This window comes from Allobosea sp. Tri-44 (assembly GCF_004123845.1).
Taxonomy (GTDB): domain Bacteria; phylum Pseudomonadota; class Alphaproteobacteria; order Rhizobiales; family Beijerinckiaceae; genus Allobosea.
The window spans coordinates 135,930-153,022 of record NZ_NBDP01000030.1 but is presented as its reverse complement, the minus strand read 5'-3'; the positions used below and the strand labels follow the sequence as shown (position 1 = coordinate 153,022).

The 17,093-nt window shown below is 66.6% G+C and carries 19 protein-coding genes and 1 pseudogene; 11 read left to right on the top strand and 9 right to left on the bottom strand.

Translation table 11 applies throughout. The annotated features are described in order from the left end of the window. Window positions 1-7: 7 nt before the first annotated feature. Window positions 8-1,147 carry an N-methyl-L-tryptophan oxidase gene (gene solA, locus B6S44_RS17160; RefSeq protein WP_129158103.1) on the bottom strand — a complete coding sequence of 380 codons (1,140 nt, stop codon included), beginning with the start codon at window positions 1,145-1,147 and terminating at the stop codon, window positions 8-10. A gap of 225 nt (window positions 1,148-1,372) precedes the next feature. Here solA and B6S44_RS17155 point away from each other — a divergent pair, with 225 nt between their 5' ends. Then, entirely contained in the window at window positions 1,373-3,136 is a 1,764-nt protein-coding gene (locus B6S44_RS17155; protein WP_164985866.1) for a methyl-accepting chemotaxis protein, read from the top strand. A 3-nt stretch (window positions 3,137-3,139) separates the two neighbouring features. Here B6S44_RS17155 and B6S44_RS17150 read toward each other — a convergent pair whose 3' ends face one another. From B6S44_RS17150 to B6S44_RS29400, 4 genes are all read right to left on the bottom strand, one after another. Beyond that, on the bottom strand, window positions 3,140-4,141 hold the full coding sequence (locus B6S44_RS17150; RefSeq protein WP_129158101.1) for a Gfo/Idh/MocA family protein: 1,002 nt from the start codon (window positions 4,139-4,141) through the stop codon (window positions 3,140-3,142). Continuing rightward, window positions 4,138-5,160: a Gfo/Idh/MocA family protein gene (locus B6S44_RS17145; RefSeq protein ID WP_129158100.1), complete on the bottom strand. Its 1,023-nt coding sequence runs from the start codon at window positions 5,158-5,160 to the stop codon at window positions 4,138-4,140. Before B6S44_RS17145 ends, B6S44_RS17150 begins: the two co-directional genes overlap by 4 nt. 1 nt (window position 5,161) lies before the next feature. Further along, on the bottom strand, window positions 5,162-6,343 hold the full coding sequence (locus tag B6S44_RS17140; RefSeq protein WP_129158099.1) for an extracellular solute-binding protein: 1,182 nt from the start codon (window positions 6,341-6,343) through the stop codon (window positions 5,162-5,164). Window positions 6,344-6,592: 249 nt separating this feature from the next. Next, window positions 6,593-6,991, bottom strand: a complete 399-nt coding sequence (locus B6S44_RS29400; RefSeq protein WP_164985865.1) for a Crp/Fnr family transcriptional regulator — start codon at window positions 6,989-6,991, stop codon at window positions 6,593-6,595. Window positions 6,992-7,220: 229 nt separating this feature from the next. Here B6S44_RS29400 and B6S44_RS17130 point away from each other — a divergent pair, with 229 nt between their 5' ends. From B6S44_RS17130 to B6S44_RS17115, 4 genes are read left to right on the top strand one after another with little or no spacing between them, the layout of a single operon-like run. Further along, window positions 7,221-7,859, top strand: a complete 639-nt coding sequence (locus B6S44_RS17130) for a lysophospholipid acyltransferase family protein (RefSeq protein WP_129158097.1) — start codon at window positions 7,221-7,223, stop codon at window positions 7,857-7,859. Next, on the top strand, window positions 7,856-8,806 hold the full coding sequence (locus B6S44_RS17125; protein ID WP_129158096.1) for a phosphatidate cytidylyltransferase: 951 nt from the start codon (window positions 7,856-7,858) through the stop codon (window positions 8,804-8,806). Before B6S44_RS17130 ends, B6S44_RS17125 begins: the two co-directional genes overlap by 4 nt. A 20-nt stretch (window positions 8,807-8,826) precedes the next feature. Beyond that, window positions 8,827-9,210, top strand: a complete 384-nt coding sequence (locus B6S44_RS17120; RefSeq protein ID WP_206735202.1) for a hypothetical protein — start codon at window positions 8,827-8,829, stop codon at window positions 9,208-9,210. Then, complete coding sequence (locus B6S44_RS17115; protein ID WP_129158094.1) at window positions 9,197-9,838, top strand: CDP-alcohol phosphatidyltransferase family protein; 642 nt, start codon at window positions 9,197-9,199, stop codon at window positions 9,836-9,838. Before B6S44_RS17120 ends, B6S44_RS17115 begins: the two co-directional genes overlap by 14 nt. 24 nt (window positions 9,839-9,862) lie before the next feature. Here the strand turns inward: B6S44_RS17115 and moaA are convergent, their stop codons facing one another. After that, a complete protein-coding gene (gene moaA, locus B6S44_RS17110; protein ID WP_129158093.1) occupies window positions 9,863-10,864 on the bottom strand; it encodes a GTP 3',8-cyclase MoaA in 1,002 nt (333 codons plus the stop codon). A 168-nt stretch (window positions 10,865-11,032) separates the two neighbouring features. On the opposite strand from moaA, the gene B6S44_RS17105 reads away from it, so the two are divergent. Then, the gene (locus B6S44_RS17105; RefSeq protein WP_129158092.1) at window positions 11,033-11,401 is read left to right on the top strand and encodes a gamma-butyrobetaine hydroxylase family protein; all 369 of its coding nucleotides are present in this window, start codon (window positions 11,033-11,035) and stop codon (window positions 11,399-11,401) included. A 59-nt stretch (window positions 11,402-11,460) separates the two neighbouring features. Here the strand turns inward: B6S44_RS17105 and B6S44_RS17100 are convergent, their stop codons facing one another. Beyond that, entirely contained in the window at window positions 11,461-12,447 is a 987-nt protein-coding gene (locus tag B6S44_RS17100; RefSeq protein WP_129158091.1) for a LysR family transcriptional regulator, read from the bottom strand. 50 nt (window positions 12,448-12,497) lie between these two features. On the opposite strand from B6S44_RS17100, the gene B6S44_RS17095 reads away from it, so the two are divergent. Further along, the gene (locus B6S44_RS17095; RefSeq protein WP_129158090.1) at window positions 12,498-13,487 is read left to right on the top strand and encodes an MBL fold metallo-hydrolase; all 990 of its coding nucleotides are present in this window, start codon (window positions 12,498-12,500) and stop codon (window positions 13,485-13,487) included. A gap of 96 nt (window positions 13,488-13,583) precedes the next feature. Here B6S44_RS17095 and B6S44_RS17090 read toward each other — a convergent pair. Continuing rightward, window positions 13,584-13,751 (bottom strand): annotated as a pseudogene (locus tag B6S44_RS17090) (L,D-transpeptidase); the annotation flags it as partial. A gap of 244 nt (window positions 13,752-13,995) precedes the next feature. Between B6S44_RS17090 and B6S44_RS17085 the strand changes: the two are divergent. Continuing rightward, window positions 13,996-14,916 carry a dihydrodipicolinate synthase family protein gene (locus B6S44_RS17085; RefSeq protein ID WP_129158089.1) on the top strand — a complete coding sequence of 307 codons (921 nt, stop codon included), beginning with the start codon at window positions 13,996-13,998 and terminating at the stop codon, window positions 14,914-14,916. A 122-nt stretch (window positions 14,917-15,038) separates the two neighbouring features. Continuing rightward, window positions 15,039-15,221, top strand: a complete 183-nt coding sequence (locus B6S44_RS17080) for a hypothetical protein (RefSeq protein WP_126112880.1) — start codon at window positions 15,039-15,041, stop codon at window positions 15,219-15,221. Window positions 15,222-15,311: 90 nt separating this feature from the next. On the opposite strand, the gene B6S44_RS17075 is transcribed toward B6S44_RS17080, so the two are convergent. Continuing rightward, window positions 15,312-15,890 (bottom strand): L,D-transpeptidase, encoded by a 579-nt coding sequence (locus B6S44_RS17075; RefSeq protein ID WP_129158088.1) that lies wholly within the window; start codon window positions 15,888-15,890, stop codon window positions 15,312-15,314. Between the two features lie 300 nt (window positions 15,891-16,190). Here B6S44_RS17075 and B6S44_RS17070 point away from each other — a divergent pair, with 300 nt between their 5' ends. After that, on the top strand, window positions 16,191-16,415 hold the full coding sequence (locus B6S44_RS17070; RefSeq protein WP_129158087.1) for a hypothetical protein: 225 nt from the start codon (window positions 16,191-16,193) through the stop codon (window positions 16,413-16,415). A 118-nt stretch (window positions 16,416-16,533) separates the two neighbouring features. Beyond that, the gene (locus B6S44_RS17065; protein ID WP_129158086.1) at window positions 16,534-16,812 is read left to right on the top strand and encodes a hypothetical protein; all 279 of its coding nucleotides are present in this window, start codon (window positions 16,534-16,536) and stop codon (window positions 16,810-16,812) included. Window positions 16,813-17,093 lie beyond the last annotated feature (281 nt).

The window sequence follows — 17,093 nt, the reverse complement described above, 5'->3', positions numbered from 1 at the left end:
GGAGGGCTCAGGCGTCGAAGCGGGAAAGGGAGAAGGCGGAGAGATCGAAGGCCGAGCGGCCGCTGGTTGAGAGATCGGCGAGAATCTCGCCGATCGCGCTGGCAAACTTGAAGCCATGGCCGGAGCAGGCCGAGGCGAACACGGCCTGCGGCACGCCGGGCACCGCGTCGATGATGAAGCCCTCGTCGGGCGAGACAGTATAGATGCAGCCCTTCACCGTCAGCGGCTCGCCTGCGGCGTCGGGGATATAGCGTGCCAGGCATTCGCGGATCAGCTTGACCTGGTTCGGGCTCGGTGTCCGGTCGGGATCGCGCGGGTCCATCGGCTCGCGCCCGAAATGCGGTCCGCCGAGCTTGAAGCCGGGATGCTCGTAGAGCGGGAAGCCGTAGAAATTGCCTTCCTCGACGCTGAGGATGAAGACCGGGAAAGCGCCCTCGCGGAAGAGTTCCGGCCGGCGCGTGGTGAACCAGCCGATCGCCTGCCGCACCGTCCTGACCCGCTGCTTCAGCGCCGGCACCGCATCGGCGATCCAGCCGCCGGAGGTGAGCACGAGCCGCCCGGCCGAATAGGTGCCGCGCTCGGTCCTGACGGTGACGCCGCCATCGGCGGTCGGCTGCCAATCGAGCATCGGCTCGCCGGTGCGGATATCGGCGCCCTTGGATTGTGCCAGTCCGACATGGGCGTAGATCGCCTTCTCCGAGGCGACGAAGCCGCCGCCCGCCTGCCACAGGCCGATATGCCCGTCCGGTAGCTGGAAGGCCGGGAAACGGCGAGAGATCTCGTCGCGGTCGAGCACCTCGTGCTCGAGCCCATGGTCGAGGCAGGATTTGAGCGATGACTCGACCGGGCCGAGCCCTTCCGGCGCGAGGTCGAGCGAGCCTGTGACGTGCAGAAGCTTCAGCCCGGCCGCCTCGCCGGTCTCGCTCCAGAGCTGGTGCGCCCGCTTGACGATCGGCACATAGTGCGAGCCCTCGAAATAGGCGAGGCGGATGATCCGCGTCAGCCCGTGCGAGGAGCCCATCGTATGGCCGAGGTCAAACCTTTCGAGACCGAGCACCTTGAGGCCACGCTTGGCCAGATGCCAGCAGGCGGCGGAGCCCATCGCACCGACGCCGGCGACGATCACGTCGTATTGCGATGAGCTCATGGAAGGATCCTGGAGGAGGCCGACTTCATCCGTCGGTCGGTTCTGCCTGCAATCTAGGCGGGCGGGTGGTTCGGGTCCATCCCGCCTGGTGCGTGAGCGCATACGCGCAGCGGGCAGGGCGGCAGGCCGACACACTGGAAAACTGCGCTTCGAGCGGCTGACTTCAGGCTTTTGTTAACCCTGTCGGCGGCATAGTCCGGCATCCTGTCTCGCTCGGGAATGCCTATGCTTGCTCGCTCCGTCTGGCGCCTGTTGGGCCGCGCCGGCCCCGCTGCCGCGCCGGCTGCGTCGCAGGCCGTGGCCGAGACGCCTCAACCGCCACTGCCCGCTCCCGCCGAGACCTCGATCAGCGAAGCGATCAACGAGCTCGAGAACGATGTCGTCGCCGCGATGCGCCGTCTCAATGACGGGCTCGATCAGGCTGAGGACTGCTCCCAGCGCTCGGAAGTCCGCTCCCAGGAAATCCGTGGCGGCATGGCGGAGCTGCGCGACGCGGCTGTGCTGGCAAGCGAGAATTCTTCGGCATTGGCAACGGCGACCATGCAGGTCTCGGAGGCGGCCGAACGGGTCGGCGCCGCCATGTCCGGCGCCCGCGACATGCTCGACAACGCGGCCGAACGCGCCGCCGAAGCGACGGCGATGATCAATGGGCTCGCGGCGGCGACCGGCGAGATCCGCTCGATCGTCGATGCCATCGCCGAGATCGCGCGCCAGACCAACCTGCTCGCCCTCAACGCCACCATCGAGGCAGCCCGCGCCGGCGAGGCCGGCAGGGGTTTCGGCGTCGTGGCGCAGGAGGTGAAGTCGCTCTCGCTCGGCGTGCGCGAGGCGGCCGACCATATCCGCAACCAGGTCGATCGGCTGAACCAGACGGCCCAGGGCTCGGCCGCGGTGGTCACCGACGCCTTCCGGCTCGTCGGCGAGGTCAATCCGGTCATGGCGACCGTGGGCGAGGCCTCGCAGGAGCAGGCCGCCGCAGCGGCGGAACTGTCACGCAGCGCCGAAGCCACGGCGCGTTTCATCGAGACCGTGCGGGACCGTGTCACTGAGGTCGACCGCGTCGCGCTCGCTGCCGCGCAGGAGAATGTCGACGCCAGGCGGGCGCTGGCCGAAGGCGCGCGCCAGGCCGAGGGGCTGCTGGAGCGCTTCGTGCCGACGCTGCGCCACACCGTCTTCGCCGACCGGCGCCAGCATGACCGTTTCCCGGCCGAATGCCCGGTCACGCTCGAATTCGGCGGACGCATGGTCGCCGGGCAGACGATCGATCTCGGTTTCGGTGGCGCGTTGCTGTCGGTCGCCGACACGCAGCTGAAGGCGCGGGCGCGGGGCACGATCGCGGTCGAGAACATGCTGCCGCTGCCCTGCCGGGTGATGGCGCGCAGCGATCTCGGGCTCCACATTGCGTTCGAGCGCGGCGAGGAAGGCGCGCATGCGGCGCTGCACCGGCGGCTCGCCGAGATCGAAGACGGCTATCGCCCGCTGATCGAGCAGGCGCAGGAGTTCGCACACCGGGTCGCTGCCTTGCTCGAGGCGGCCCTGCGCACAGGTCGCCTGAACGAGGACGACCTGTTCGACACCGACTATGTGCCGGTACCCGAGTCCAATCCACGCCAGTTCGCCAACCGGGCGCTGCCGGTACTTCAGGCGATCCTGCCGCAGGTGATGGAGCAGGCCAAGGCGAGCGATCCGCGCCTGGTCTTCACCTTGCCGATCGACCGGAACGGTTATGTCCCGGTGCATCATCCCGAGTATTCACAGCCACAGCGGCCGGGCGACCGGGATTGGGACGCTGCCTATAGCCGCGATCGCCGCATCTTCGACGACCGCGCCGGCATCACCGCCGCCCGCTCGACGCGGCCCTTCATCATCCAGTCCTATCAGCGCGACATGGGTAGCGCCGGCATTCAGCTGATGCGCGAGGTCGACGCGCCCTTACGCGTCGCCGGTCGCCATTGGGGCGGCGTGCGCATGGCCTATCGCATGGCGTGACGTTTAGCGTCCAGCCGCGAGGATCGCGTCGATCCAGCGCTGCGAGGTCAGGGCTTCCTCGCCGGTGACCACGGGATCGCGCTTGGCCTCGATCGCATCCAGGAAATCGGCAATCACGGCGCGATGGGCGTCGTGCGGGAAGTCCATGATGTTGGCGCCGCTGCCGGTATTGCCCTCGGCCTCGACTATTTCGGACCGGCCATCGAGGAAGGAGAGCTGCAGACGCCCGCCGACCAGCGCCGCATGGCCCTTGCTGCCGATGACCTCGATGCGCTCGGGATGGCCAGGATGGGCGGCGGTGGTGGTGACCAGCGTCGCCGGCGCGCCGTTTTCGGTCTCCAGCAGGGCGCCGACATAGTCCTCGGTCTCCATCTGGTGCAGTGAGGTGGTGCGCACCTGCGCCGCCACGACCTTCGACACGCCGACCAGCGAGCGGAACAGGTCGAAGGAGTGGATCGCCTGCGTCAGCAGCACGCCGCCGCCATCGCGTGCCATCGTGCCCCGGCCGGGCTCGTCGTAATAACTTTGCGGCCGCCACCACGGCACCTGCAGCAGGCCCGCCTCGACCATGCCGAGTTCGCTGCTGTCCAATGCCGCCTTGAGGCGCAGGCTCGCCGGCCGGAAGCGGTGCTGCAGCACGACGCCGAAGGCCTTGCCCGAGGCCCGCGCCGCTGCGACCAGCTCCTCGCCGCGCGCGACGGTCAGTTCCAGCGGCTTTTCGACCAGCACATGCTTGCCGGCGGCAAGGCAGAGCGCCCCGACATCGCGATGGCTCGACGGCGGCGTCAGTACGATCACCGCCTCGACAGTGCTGTCGGCGAGGACGGCGTCGATATCGGTCGTGCCGGGGAAGGGGAACTGGCTGCGATAGGCGTCGAGTCGGTCCTGTGAGCGGCTGACGACGTGCCGGACATCGACCCGGTTGCCTAAGTCGACCAGGCTGCGGGAATGAGGCAGGGCGGCCGGACCGAGCCCGATGACGGCGATGCCGATCTTGCGTGTCACTTTGCGTCGGTTCCCCTGATCGGGAGGCGCACGGCCCGGTCCTGCGCATGCAGCGCGAGCCGGCAGACCGTGAACATGTGCTGCTGCGTCGCCGCAGTCTCGCTACGATCAGCGATATCCGCGATGAGGGCGCGGAAATAGGTAAGCGGTTCGCGCGAGGCGTCGATATGGCGGGTGCCGGCCTTGTCGACCAGGAAGAGATGGTCGGTGCCGGGCCGGCCGGCGATGTCGACATATTTGCGCAGCTCGATCGTGCCTTCCGTGCCGAGGATGGTGAGCCGTCCGTCGCCCCACGTCGGCAGGCCGTCAGCGGTGAACCAGTCGACGCGGATAAAGCCATTCGCCCGGTCGCTGCGCAGCAGGATCTCGCCGAAATCCTCGAAATCGGGCAGGTCCGGCACGCCGAAATGGCCGATGCCGGAGGTTGCGATCTCGGCGTCCTGCGAGCCGGTAAAGTGCAGGAACTGGTCGATCTGGTGCGAAGCGATGTCGGTCAGGATGCCGCCGAAATAGCGCTTGTCGAAAAACCAGTCCGGCCGGATCGTTCGGTTGAGCCGGTGCGGGCCTAGGCCCACCGTCTGGATAACGCGCCCGATCGTGCCGTCCGCGATCAGCTTCCCCGCGACGATGGTGGCGGGAACGACGAAGCGTTCGGAGAAGCAGATTGAGAAGATCCGTCCGGTCTCCGCAACGACCCGCTCGACCTCGGCGAGTTGCACGAAGCTGGTGACGCCGGGCTTGTCGACCATCACATCCTTGCCGGCCCGCATCGCCCGGACGGCGAGGGCGGCCCGCTCCGACGGGATGCCGGCGCAGACGATGAGGTCTATCGCCGGATCGTCGAGCAGCGTTTCTGCTGGCACCTCCCGCAATTGCGGAAAGCGCTCGCGGAACCCGTCGAGCACGCGCGGATCGCTGGTCGCAGGATCGAAGCCGGCGCAATCCGCGCCGGCTTCCAGGAGACCGCCGACCATGTGGTAGACATGGCGGTGGTCGAGGCCGATAGCTGCGAAACGCATGCTATTTCGGTGCGTGGCCGACGCCGATCTCCTGGTCCCAGCGCCGGAAGGCGGCGACCAGGCGCTCGGGCGTCAGCGGCGGGCGGGTCGGCAGGCTGCCGATCAGCCCGTCATATTCGGGCCGGCCGTACTCCTTGATCACGTCCTGGCTGTCCTGCGGGGCCATGGCGAGCGTGACCCCCTTGATCGCCGGGCCGGGATAAAAATAGCCCTTGTCATAGGTCGCGGCCTGGGCCTCCGGCTTCAGCATGTAGGACATCAGCGCCAGGATCACCGGGATCTTCGCCGCGGCGACGCCCTTGGGGATGCACATGAACTGGGTGTCGGGAATCCAGTGCGTGTTGGCGAGGACGAAGACCTTCGCCTCCTTCGGCACGATGCCGAGCGCGCGCGGGTTGATGTCCCAGCCCAGCGTGGAGACGATGACGTCGCGCGTGCCTTCGCCGAGCTCCTTCATCGTTGGCGTGGTGCCGCCAGGATAGTAGTCGATGCCGGTGCCGAGCTCCTTGAGATAGGCCCAGCTCTTGGCCCAGCCATTCATCGGATCGCTCGGGTCGCTGTCACCGAGGATGTAGGGCAGGCCCTGCAGGAAGGTCCAGCCGGGGCCGGAATTGAGCGGGCGGGCATAGGTGAAGCGGTTCTTGTTCTGCTTGACGTAGGCGAGGAACTCCTCGGCCGTCTTGGGCACGGTCTTCAGCCGGTCGGGCGCATATTCGAACAGCGGTCCCGACGGTGAATAGACGACTGCGACGCCTTCGTTCTGGCCGAAATTGCGCTGCATCATCAGCGCCTGCTCGTGATAGGTCTCCTCGGCCTTGGGCAGGGCGGCGGTGTGCGACTTCCAGACGTCGATCCACAGGCCCTGCTGGATGCCGTCCGACATCGCGCCCGGCCCGGTCAGCACCATGTCGATGTCGACGCGGTTGGCGTCCTGCTGCGCCTTGAGCTTGGCCGGCAGCTCCGGCGAAGGCGCGCGCGAAAAATTCAGGCGCGAGATCAGCTTCGGATTGTCCTTGGCGAATTTCTCGATCGCGGTCTGCGTCAGCTGCAGATTGCCGGCCACATCGATGATATTGAGCGCGACCGGGCTCGCCGGCGCGCCCTGGGCAAAGGCTCCGCCGGCGGAGAGCGCGGTGAAGCTGGAAGCGCCGGCGATGACGCCGCGCCGTGTCAGATGGCTCATGGTACCTCCCTATGCTGGCCTGCTTTGCTGCGGCCTTGGCATGTATACTAGTACACCAGAACCGACAGGCAAGATGCGACGAAAGCAGGGGGAGGGCTGCGTGGGGCAGGAGCGTCGCGCGGCCGCAGCGGGATTGGCCTCTGCCGATCGACAGCAATGAGGTGCAGGGCGGCCGCCATGAGTGAACAGCCGCTTGCCCGGCTTGGCGCCAGATCTGGACGCCGATTGCCCGCGGCGCCCCGGCCGCGTTTACAAAGCAGAATTTGTTGCTCGCAGCCGGTCGACGACTTCTGACAGCACATACCAGACGAAATTCGGCGTCGTTTCGACCATGAACCGGAATTGCTTTGCATCGACCAAGGCAACTTCGGAGGGTGCCATCGCTTTTGCCGTAGCGGATCGCGGTTTTTTGTCGATCAGCGAAACAATGCCGAAGGCTCGCCCTTCACTGACCTCTTCGATCAGTTTTCCGCGGCTGCTGACTTCGATTCTGCCGGTGAGAACAATATAGGCATGGGCGGGCTCGTCGCCCTCACGGAAGACGACATCCCCGGCGGCATAGGTGATCACCGTTCCCAGACCGCGAGCGAGCTGGCGGAAATCCAGAGGTACAGGGGCAGGCCTAGCCTCGGCGGAATGCTCGTTCATCGTTCGAACTCGCTCTCTGGTCGGTGGCAGCTCACTGTAGCGCAGGAACCGGGGCGCTCCAATCAAACCAGCAGACCGCGGCTGGTGAACACGAGGTCTTTGGAGGCCCCCCAAAAGGCGGTGATCGGAAGCCCGCGACCAGCTTTCGAATTCGCCCCAGACCGCTGCAATGTCGACAGCGTTCGAGATGAACGTTACGTCATCGCAAGGGCGGCAATCGGGTATGGGGATGCGCGAAGCAGGGATCAGCCTGGCTGGTACGCTCATTGTGGTCTTTGCCCGCTTCATCACTGCGGTCCGCGGACGGTGGGACGGGGTCGCACCGACCGGCGAGCAGCGAGTCTATTTCGCCAATCATGCCAGCCACGGCGATTTCGTCCTGATCTGGACGGTGCTGCCGCGGCGTATGCGGTTCGCGACCAGGCCGGTCGCTGGAAGCGATTACTGGCTGAAGAGCGGCCTTCGGCGCTTCATCGGCCGCGATGTCTTCAACGCCGTCCTGATCGACCGGGACCGCGAGAGCCGAACGAGTGACCCGATCGCCCAGATGACCGAGGCGCTCGATGCCGGCTCATCTCTCATCGTGTTCCCGGAAGGCACGCGCAACACCACGGATGCGCGGCTGCTGCCGTTCAAGAGCGGGCTGTTCCATCTGGCGCAAGCGCGGCCGAACGTTACGCTCGTGCCGGTCTGGATCGACAATCTCAACCGGGTCATGCCGAAGGGCGAGTTCGTGCCGGTACCTCTTATTTGCACTGTCACCTTCGGTGCTGCTCTCTCGATTGTCGGCGCCGAGACGAAGCAGGAATTCCTGGCCAGGGCCGAGGCGGCCCTGCTCGCCCTGTCACCGAAGGCGAGTGCGCCATGACGATGCCGCATCCCGATCTCGTCGCCGTGCTGGGCTGCCTGCTCGCCGTGCTGGTCCTGGCTTCCGCGGTTGGCTACGTGCTGCAGCGCCGGCTTTCGCCTGATGGCTCGAATGCCGTGGTCGAGAACCTGAACGACCGCATTCGCGCCTGGTGGATCATGGTCGTGCTGATGGGGTTGGCGCTGATCGGCGGGAAGACCGGCGTAACGCTGCTCTTCGCCTTCTGCTCCTTCGCGGCCTTGCGCGAATTCATCACGCTGACGAACACGCGCCGCGCCGACCATTGGGCGCTGGCGGCCGGCTTCTTCATCATGCTGCCGGTCCAGTATTACCTGATCTGGATCGAGTGGTACGGGCTCTATTCGATCTTCATCCCAGTCTACGCCTTCCTGCTCATGCCGATCATCGCGGCGGCGCGCGGCGACACCGAGCATTTTCTGGTGCGCATCGCCGAAGTGCAGTGGGCGCTGATGATCTGCGTCTTCTGCACCTCGCACGTGCCGGCGCTGCTCAGCCTCGACATTCCCGGCTATCAGGGGCGCAACGTGCTCCTGATCGCCTTTCTCGTCATCGTCGTGCAGATGAGCGATGTCCTGCAATATGTCTGGGGCAAGCTTCTTGGCCGCACCAAGATCGCGCCCATGCTGTCGCCTTCCAAAACGGTCGAAGGCTTCGTCGGCGGTGCGCTCAGCGCGACAGCCGTCGGCGCCGGCTTGGCCTGGATGACGCCGTTCACGCCGCTGCAGGCCGCTTTCCTGGCGCTGGTCATCGTTGTGATGGGCTTCTTCGGCGGGCTCGTCATGTCGGCGATCAAGCGCGACCGCGGCATCAAGGATTGGGGCCACCTGATCGCCGGCCATGGCGGCTTCCTCGACCGGCTCGATTCGGTGGTGTTCTCCGCCCCGATCTTCTTCCACCTCGTCCGCTATGGCTGGTCGACCACGTGAGCGTGCCGCTCGCGCGCCTGATGCGAAGCAGCATCGTGCATGTCGCCTTCGCCTTCCTCGCCATGGGCAGCTGGGCGGCTTTCGCGAACCGCGTCCATCCGATGCCGGCGCCGCTCCTCGCCGGGCTGATCCAGGGTACGCTTTCCGCCCTCATCACGCTGCTGCTGAAACGGGGCATCGAAGCGCTGGCCAGGCGCTTCTCCGGGCCGACCGCGCTTCTGGCTCCGCCCCTGATCGCTGGGCTCATCTCGGCCAGTGTGCTGACAGCGATCCATGCGATCGGCGGCACGCCCGAAATCGGCAGGACGATCGCCGTCCCGCTGACCGTCGCGACCAGCTATGCGGCGCTCTACAATCTCTCGCTGTGGCGGACCAGAAAGGCCATCAACCATGGCGCAGAATGACGATCGGCGACCGCTTTCGAGCCGCGATTCCGGCTGGGCCCGGGCCGTTGCGCGCCGGCTGAGCGCCACCGGCATCACGCCGAACCAGATCTCGATGGCGAGCATGGCGATGGCAGCCCTCGCCGGCGCCGCCTTCTGGCTTGCGGGCACCGCGGCTTCCGGGCCGCGTGTAGCACTGCTGCTTGCCGCGGCCCTGTTCTGCCAGCTCAGACTGCTCTGCAATCTCTTCGATGGAATGGTTGCGATCGAGGGCGGCAAGCAGGCTGCCGATGGGCCATTCTGGAACGAGTTTCCCGATCGCATCGCAGATATCCTCATTCTGACAGGCGCGGGCTACGGGGCCGGCGTGCCAGCATTGGGGTGGGCGGCGGCTGGTTTTGCCGTGCTGACGGCCTACACCCGTGAGCTCGGGCGTAATTGCGGACTGCCGGCCGACTTCTCCGGCCCGATGGCCAAGCCGCACCGCATGGCGACGATCACGGCGGCGGCGCTGCTGTCGCTGCTGGAGCCGCTCTGGCGGGGCCAGAACGAGGTGCTGGTCATCGCGCTCTGGCTGATCGCGGTCGGAGCTGCCGTGACAGCTCTCAGGCGAGCGGCGAATATCGTGCGCGGATTGCGGGGCCGCTGAGTTCGGTCGAGGCCCGCGCCGTCCTCAGCCGCCAGTCACGCTCATGTGCCGGCCGACGGCGGCGCGGGGCTGGCGGCGATCAATCACGAAGTCGTGGCCCTTGGGCTTGCGCGAGATCGCCTCTTCCATCGCCCGGTAGAGCAGGGCGTCGTCGCTGGAGGCGCGGATCGGCGCGCGCAGATCGGCGGCGTCCTCCTGGCCGAGGCACATATAGAGCGTGCCGGTGCAGGTCAGACGCACGCGGTTGCAGCTCTCGCAGAAATTATGGGTCATCGGCGTGATGAAGCCGATCAAGCCCCCGGTCTCGCGCACCCGGACATAGCGCGCCGGTCCGCCGGTCCGGTAAGGATCGTCGTCGAGCGTGTAGCGGTCCATCAGCCGGGCCCGCACCATCGAGAGCGGCAGGAACTGGTCGAGCCTGGCCGGCTCTATCTCGCCGAGCGGCATCACCTCGATCAGCGTCAGGTCCATCCCGAGCCCATGGGCCCAGTGCATCAGGCCCTCGATCTCGTCCTCGTTGACGCCCTTCAGCGCCACCGCATTGATCTTGACGCGCAGGCCCGCGGCCCGCGCGGCCTCGATCCCGGCGAGTACCTTCGCGAGGTCGCCCCAGCGCGTGATCTTGCGGAATTTTTCCGGATCGAGCGTGTCGAGCGAGACATTGACACGGCGCACGCCGCAATCGGCCAGCTCCTGCGCATAGCGGGCGAGCTGCGAGCCGTTGGTGGTCAAGGTCAGTTCGTCGAGGGCACCGGAGGTCAGATGGCGCGAGAGCGAGCGGAACAGGTTCATGATGTCGCGCCTGACCAGCGGCTCGCCGCCGGTGATGCGGAGCTTCCGCGTTCCGCGCGAGACGAAGGCGGTGGCGACGCGATCGACCTCTTCGAGCGTCAAGAGGTCGCGCTTCGGCAGAAAGGCCATGTCCTCGGACATGCAGTAGACGCAGCGGAAATCGCAGCGATCCGTCACCGAGATGCGTAAGTAGGAGATGTCGCGGCCGAACGGGTCGGTCAGCGGCGCACGCATCAAGGGTCTGACAGGGTCATGCAGCACGATGGCTGAAATCCTCGGGCGGTCGCGGTCTTGCGGCGCAGTGCGCCTGCCGTTGCTCTGATATAGGAAGGCAGCATCGGCGGCGGCAAGGCCGCGGTCAAGCAGGCCCAAGGTCGCAAGGCGCTCCGGAGAAACACGAAGATGTCAGATTGGCCGAGCGAGATCCGCCTGTCGAAGGATCGCCGCACCCTGCATGTGACCTTCGAGAGCGGCGAGAGTCATGCGCTTCCCGCCGAATTGCTGCGCGTCGAAAGCCCTTCGGCCGAGGTCCAGGGCCATGGCCCGACGCAGAAGCAGACCGTGCCGGGCAAGCACGAGGTCGAAATCCTCAAGGTCGAGCCGGTTGGTCACTACGCAGTCCGCCTGACCTTCGACGACATGCACGACACCGGCATCTATGGCTGGGACTATCTGCGCGAACTCGGCCGCGACGGTGAGGCGAAGCTGCAGGCCTATCTCGATGATCTCGCTGCGAAGGGGCTGTCGCGAGAGCGGGTGAGGCGAGGGTAGAGCGTGTCCAGCTTCGCAGCGTCGACTTCGATCTTGCGCGGCGGCACCAAGCGGCGCTGCTAGTCCTTGCGGATCGCCGTCAGGCCATGGCCTGACCAATCGAACTCTCGGACATGGTGCAGGAAGGCGGACATCGCCGCGCTCGGATATCGACGGTTGGGATAGTAGAGAAACCAGCCGGGCAGGTTCGGGCTCCAGTCCCGCAACAGCTCGACCAGGCTGCCGTCGTTCAAATGCGGCCTGGCGTAGTCGACGAAGACATGTGCCAGCCCTTGCCCGGCCAGCGCGGCCTGGAGCTCCTGATGAGCCGAGCTCAGGGTCAGGCGGCCTTCGGGCGTGATCTCCAGGCTCGCGCCGTCCTTTTCGAAGCGCCAGGAGGCCGTCGTACCGCCGGGAAAGCGTCGGCGGACGCAGTCGCGTCCGATCAGGTCGGCTGGCGCCAGCGGCGTGCCGCAGCGCTCAAGGTAGCCGGGCGATGCGACGATCGCGTAGCGCAGGGGCGGACCCAGCGGCACGGCGATCATATCCTGTTCCAGCTGCTGTCCGAAGCGCACGCCGGCATCGAAGCCCTGCTGGACGATGTCGACGATGGCGGCGTCGCTGATCAGCTCGACTTTGACGTCGGGATAGGCCCGCATGAAATCGAACGCGAGCGGGCATAGCACATGGTCCACCGCCGGCCCGGGGGCGTTGATCCGAATTGTCCCGGTCGGCCGCTCGCGCATCTGGTTGAGGTCTTCGATCGCGAGCCGGATGTCCTGCAGCGCGGGGACGAGCCGCTCCAGGAGGCGCGTCCCGGCTTCCGTCGGCGCCACGCTTCGCGTCGTCCGGTTCAGCAACCGGATGCCGAGCGCCGCCTCGAGCGTGCCGATGCTCTGGCTCAAGGCGGCGGACGAGACGCCGCGCTCGGCTGCCGCTGCACGAAAGCCGCCGCATCGCACGATTGCGGCGAAGACATCGAGAGTGTCGAGGCGCATTATTGCAAAGAACTGCTTATCAAGCTGCTCAGATCGATCGATCTTATCTGAGCAATGGCACGATGTCATCTAAGCCGGGCGGGTCACAGCACAGCGGACCCCTGCCCAGCGAGGTGATGATGACCGCCCTGACTTTGAACCGCCGCAAGATCATGCTCTCCGCCATCGCCGGCGGGTCGGGACTCCTGGCCGGATACGGGACGCGGGAAAGCGCCCATGCCCAGACGCTGCCGGCCACGCATGGCAATGCCGGCCATTATCGCTTCCGCGTCGGTGAGATCAGCGCAACCGTCCTGAGCGACGGCGTCATCGGCGGCCCGCCGCGAATCTATGCCAGCGATGCGCCGGAAGTCGAGTTGCAGGAGGTCCTGCGGCGGGCGTTCCTGCCTTCCGGCCACCTGACGCTGAATCTCAACACACTGCTGATCGAGACAGGCGGTCGGCGCATCCTGCTGGAAGCGGGTGCCGGCCAGACGATGGGCCCCAATGGTGGCCGGATCTTCGCCAGCCTGGCGGCGAGCGGCCTGACGGCGACCGATATCGACATGGTCGTCGTCTCGCATGCGCACCCCGACCATGTCGGCAATCTCCGCACCGCCACGGGCGAAAAAGCCTTTCCGCGCGCCAGGGTATTCGCGCCGAAGGCCGACTGGGACTTCTTCGTCCGCAACGATCCCGATCTCTCCTACATGCCGGTACCCGAGGATTTCCGCCGGCGGTTCGGCGCCGCGATCAAGCGCAGCGTGGAGCCCGTGGCGAGCGACATCGAGCTGTATGAGGCGGGGACCGAGATCGTGCCGGGGCTCACGACCATCGCGGCGGCCGGCCATACGCCGGGCATGGTCTCTTTCCTGGTTCATTCGGGAGCCGACCAGTTGCTGCTGACGGCGGACCTTGCCTATCACCCGATCATCAATATCGACCGCCCCTGGCGGCCGGGTCCCGACCGGGACAAGGACGCAGCCCTCAACGCGCGCCGGCGGATTTTCGATCGGGCGGCAGCCGAGCGGATTCCGGTGCTCGGCTTCCACTATCCCTTCCCCGGCCTCGGCCATCTGCTCCGGACCGACACCGGCTACGCCTGGGTGCCTGCCAACTGGCAGTTCTGACTTGGGTGGCAGGACGAAGCGGCGGCGATGACTGACGATCTATCTCGGGCCCGCCGCCGTGAGGCGGGCCTTTCCGAATTCCGATCTCGATGCCGTTTAGCGGACGACGACGCGGGTGCCGACCTTGGCGCGCTCGTAGAGGTCGATCACGTCCTCGTTCTGCATGCGGATGCAGCCGGAGGAGACCGCCTGGCCGATCGTCTCGGGCTCGTTCGAGCCGTGGATGCGGTAGAGGCCAGAGCCGAGATGCATGGCACGCCGCCCTGATGCCGGCTTCACATTATTCGCCCCGATCCGCATCGAACCCTTATGTCGACCGCCCTAGCCTTGATCGGCGTCGTGCTCGGGCACGCTGGGAACCAGAGGCACCCTCGAACCCCGACCGCCCCCCGTGGGGTTTGAGGGCCCTCGGCCCCTGTTTCACCGGTCGTCCCGAGTTCGGCCGAGGCGCGGCGGAGCAGAACGCTCCGCTGCGCCTCCATCGTCAATCCACTCTGCCGAGGTCGACATGGATCACTGGCTTCACGGGATGTTCACCGCGCTCGTCACGCCCTTCAGGGTCGGCGCCCTCGACGAGCCGAGCCTGGCTCGGCTGGTGGATTGGCAGGTCCAGGAAGGGGCCGACGGCATCGTGCTCGGCTCCGCCAGCGGCGAGTATTCGACGCTGTCCGGCAAGGAACGCATCCGGCTCGTCAGGGTTGCGCGCACCGCGGCCGGACCTGGCTATCCGATCCTGGCTGCTGCCGGGTCGTACTCGACCACGGACAGCATCGCGGAAGTCAGGGAGGCGACTGCGGCAGGGGCGAGCGCCATACTCCTGCGGCTGCCCTATTACAGCAGGCCGACGCAGGCCGGCCTTGTCCGGCACGTCCTGTCGGTGGCGGAGGTCACGTCGCTGCCGCTGATCATCGACAACGACCCCGATCGCTGCGCCATCGACCTTGCTCCCGCAGCCCTGGCCGAGATGGCCGAACATCCGACCATCGTCGGCATCCTCGAGCGGCGCGGCGACATCGCCCGTTGCGATCGCATCATGCGCAACTGCAGCCGGCACTTCCTGCGCCTGACCGGGGCCAGCGACACCATCCCGTCCTATTTCGTCGCGGGTGGCTGCGGCGCGATCACCAGTATCGGCAACCTCGCGCCGCGCCTGCTGCGCCGGATCAGGGAAGCCTGCCGCGCCGGTGCATTCGAGCAGGCCCAGACCCTGCAGCGGCGGCTGATTCCGCTTCACGACCTGCTTTCCCGCGAGCCTGATCCGGTCGCAGTCAAGCTCGCCTTGTCGTTCCAGCATCCGGGCGTCGGCTCCGTCTGCCGGTTGCCCCTGGCCGCAGCGCAGCCTTCGCTCGCCGAGGAGCTCAAATACGCGCTCGATGACCTGCCGCGACCGAGCAATGGTCACGCGATCGACCATCGTTCAGCCGCCTGACTTCCAACCATCCGCATAAGCGTGCCCGCGCTTATGCGGGCTTGATGCTGCCGATCCATGGCCGGCATCGCGAGCTTACGCGGAGCTGGTCGACTATCCGCCATCAAGTGATGGAGGTCGCCATGACCACTTATGAAGCGTCGGAGAGACAGCGGCGCGCGGCTGCGCATCGAACCGGGCCTCGCAATGAGCTGTCCGATACGCGGTCCAGCGAGATCGCCCGGGACCTGTTGCAGTGTCTCGTCCTGCTGCTTCTGCTGGCCGGCGTCGTGGCCGCCCGAGTATACTTCACGGCCCCGTTCTGATCGCCCTGCGCCTTGTTGCCGGCACGGGTCGAAGCAAACAAAAAGGCCGGCGCGAAGCCGGCCTTTCGTAGGTCTCGATGCAGCGTTCGTTCAGCGGGCGACGACGACGCGGGTGCCGACCTTGGCGCGCTCGTAGAGGTCGATCACGTCCTCGTTCTGCATGCGGATGCAGCCGGAGGAGACCGCCTGGCCGATCGTCTCGGGCTCGTTCGAGCCGTGGATGCGGTAGAGGGTCGAGCCGAGATAGAGCGCGCGCGCGCCCATCGGGTTCTCCGGGCCGCCGGGCATGAAGCGCGGCAGGTCGGGGCGGCGCTTCAGCATCTGGGCCGGCGGGGTCCAGGTCGGCCACTCGGTCTTGCGGGAGACGGTCTGTGCGCCGCCCCATTCGAAGCCGGGGCGGCCGACGCCGACGCCGTAGCGCACGGCCTTGCCATCGGGCAGCACGAAATAGAGGCGGCGCTCGCTCGTGTTGATCACGATCGTGCCGGGGCGATAGGTGCCGCTGAAGGAGACGACCTCGCGCGGGATCGCGGTCGCCTGCGCCTTGGCAGGGTCGACATAGCTGACGAGCGGCTGGCGGGTGAGGGGATCGATCTCGGCGATAGCGGCGGTCGCCGTGGCCGCGACGGCCGTGCCGGCGATCAGGGCCAAACGGAAGAAGCGGAGCATTGCGGCCTCGGGGAGGATTGCGGGGTGACGGGTGCGAAGAAAGGTGACGGAAAAACGTCAACAATTCCCCAAATCTCTGGCAGAGCGAGGGCTGCCATTCAATCGATCGGCGTTCACATCGGCGCGACCTTCCAAGCTTTGAAGGCGCCCGTTGCCGGTGTGCAACAGGCGCAGGCGTCTGGAGGCTGCTTGGCCCGATCTGGGCGGCTTTCGGGCGGAAGCGAGGCGGTCGATTTCGGGAACCGGGCAGCTGGCGGCGCGTTGTGCGGCTTGCTGGGATGACGTCGAGGTCTACCAATCATGATTCCCGAAGACAGCGAAGAGCAGCGCATCATCAGGATCGCGCGGGCGCTCTGCCGTTCGGCGCGCATCGACCCCGACGCCGCTATCGACGAACGCACTCGCCCCCTTCTTCTCGGAGCTTTTCAATCTCCGGCGGAGTCACTGCCTGCCTGGATGGCCTTCCGTGATTCGGCTCGTGATTTCGTTACCCGTCATCCGCGCGAGATTGTGAGCAGCCTCTGACGGCTTCTCCGATTGTCGTTAACCGGCCGTTCGCCTAATATTCAGATGAAGGGGCAACTTCCGATTGCAAAGCCGAGCGGGCTCTGGTCCGCTGCATGCAAACGCCGGGAAGCTCGCCATGCCTGCGTGCCAACTCAATGCCGGACCAGACGAACTCGCTGCCCTCGGAACAGCCTTTCATGAGGCGTGGCGGCATGTCGGCCCGATCGATGGGCCGTTCGAAAATCCCCATCGCGAATGGCTCGCGCGCCTGATTCTCGGCCTGCGCCGCTCCGGCCATTCCGGCGACATCACGCTGCTCGCGATCGAGCAATTCCAGGCGACCTCGCCCTTGGCCGAATGGGCGAGCAGCACGCAAGGCGCGCAGCCGCGCCCTGAGCGCATCGGCCGCGGCTGAGCGCCACCCGCGGCGACCGTACACCTCCAACGGACCTGATTCAGGCTGGTGCCCGCATGGCGGGCAACGTTGCCGTAATCTTCGCCCGCAATCTGCGCCGTGCTGACCCGGTCCGATGAACGGACCTGCGGTCGCAAGAGCCGGATCCGATCAGGTTGAATCAACCTGATCGGTGAATCCGTCTCTCACTTTTAGTCAGAGACCGTTTTTCCGGTCGGCTTGCCATGCAAGTCGACCGGAACGGGCTCTAGCCTGATGCGTCGGCGGCGATCAAGCCGCCG

Bases quoted from the DNA above. Each gene is read 5' to 3' on its own strand.
- B6S44_RS17120 (WP_206735202.1), top strand. From the start codon at position 8,827: ATGCGAAGCAGCATCGTGCATGTCGCCTTCGCCTTCCTCGCCATGGGC.
- B6S44_RS17115 (WP_129158094.1), top strand. From the start codon at position 9,197: ATGGCGCAGAATGACGATCGGCGACCGCTTTCGAGCCGCGATTCCGGC.
- B6S44_RS29400 (WP_164985865.1), bottom strand. From the start codon at position 6,991: ATGAACGAGCATTCCGCCGAGGCTAGGCCTGCCCCTGTACCTCTGGAT.
- B6S44_RS17100 (WP_129158091.1), bottom strand. From the start codon at position 12,447: ATGACATCGTGCCATTGCTCAGATAAGATCGATCGATCTGAGCAGCTT.
- B6S44_RS17155 (WP_164985866.1), top strand. From the start codon at position 1,373: ATGCTTGCTCGCTCCGTCTGGCGCCTGTTGGGCCGCGCCGGCCCCGCT.
- solA (WP_129158103.1), bottom strand. From the start codon at position 1,147: ATGAGCTCATCGCAATACGACGTGATCGTCGCCGGCGTCGGTGCGATG.
- B6S44_RS17075 (WP_129158088.1), bottom strand. From the start codon at position 15,890: ATGCTCCGCTTCTTCCGTTTGGCCCTGATCGCCGGCACGGCCGTCGCG.
- B6S44_RS17085 (WP_129158089.1), top strand. From the start codon at position 13,996: ATGGATCACTGGCTTCACGGGATGTTCACCGCGCTCGTCACGCCCTTC.
- B6S44_RS17095 (WP_129158090.1), top strand. From the start codon at position 12,498: ATGACCGCCCTGACTTTGAACCGCCGCAAGATCATGCTCTCCGCCATC.
- B6S44_RS17105 (WP_129158092.1), top strand. From the start codon at position 11,033: ATGTCAGATTGGCCGAGCGAGATCCGCCTGTCGAAGGATCGCCGCACC.
- B6S44_RS17070 (WP_129158087.1), top strand. From the start codon at position 16,191: ATGATTCCCGAAGACAGCGAAGAGCAGCGCATCATCAGGATCGCGCGG.
- B6S44_RS17145 (WP_129158100.1), bottom strand. From the start codon at position 5,160: ATGCGTTTCGCAGCTATCGGCCTCGACCACCGCCATGTCTACCACATG.
- B6S44_RS17065 (WP_129158086.1), top strand. From the start codon at position 16,534: ATGCCTGCGTGCCAACTCAATGCCGGACCAGACGAACTCGCTGCCCTC.
- B6S44_RS17140 (WP_129158099.1), bottom strand. From the start codon at position 6,343: ATGAGCCATCTGACACGGCGCGGCGTCATCGCCGGCGCTTCCAGCTTC.
- moaA (WP_129158093.1), bottom strand. From the start codon at position 10,864: ATGCGTGCGCCGCTGACCGACCCGTTCGGCCGCGACATCTCCTACTTA.
- B6S44_RS17130 (WP_129158097.1), top strand. From the start codon at position 7,221: ATGCGCGAAGCAGGGATCAGCCTGGCTGGTACGCTCATTGTGGTCTTT.
- B6S44_RS17080 (WP_126112880.1), top strand. From the start codon at position 15,039: ATGACCACTTATGAAGCGTCGGAGAGACAGCGGCGCGCGGCTGCGCAT.
- B6S44_RS17125 (WP_129158096.1), top strand. From the start codon at position 7,856: ATGACGATGCCGCATCCCGATCTCGTCGCCGTGCTGGGCTGCCTGCTC.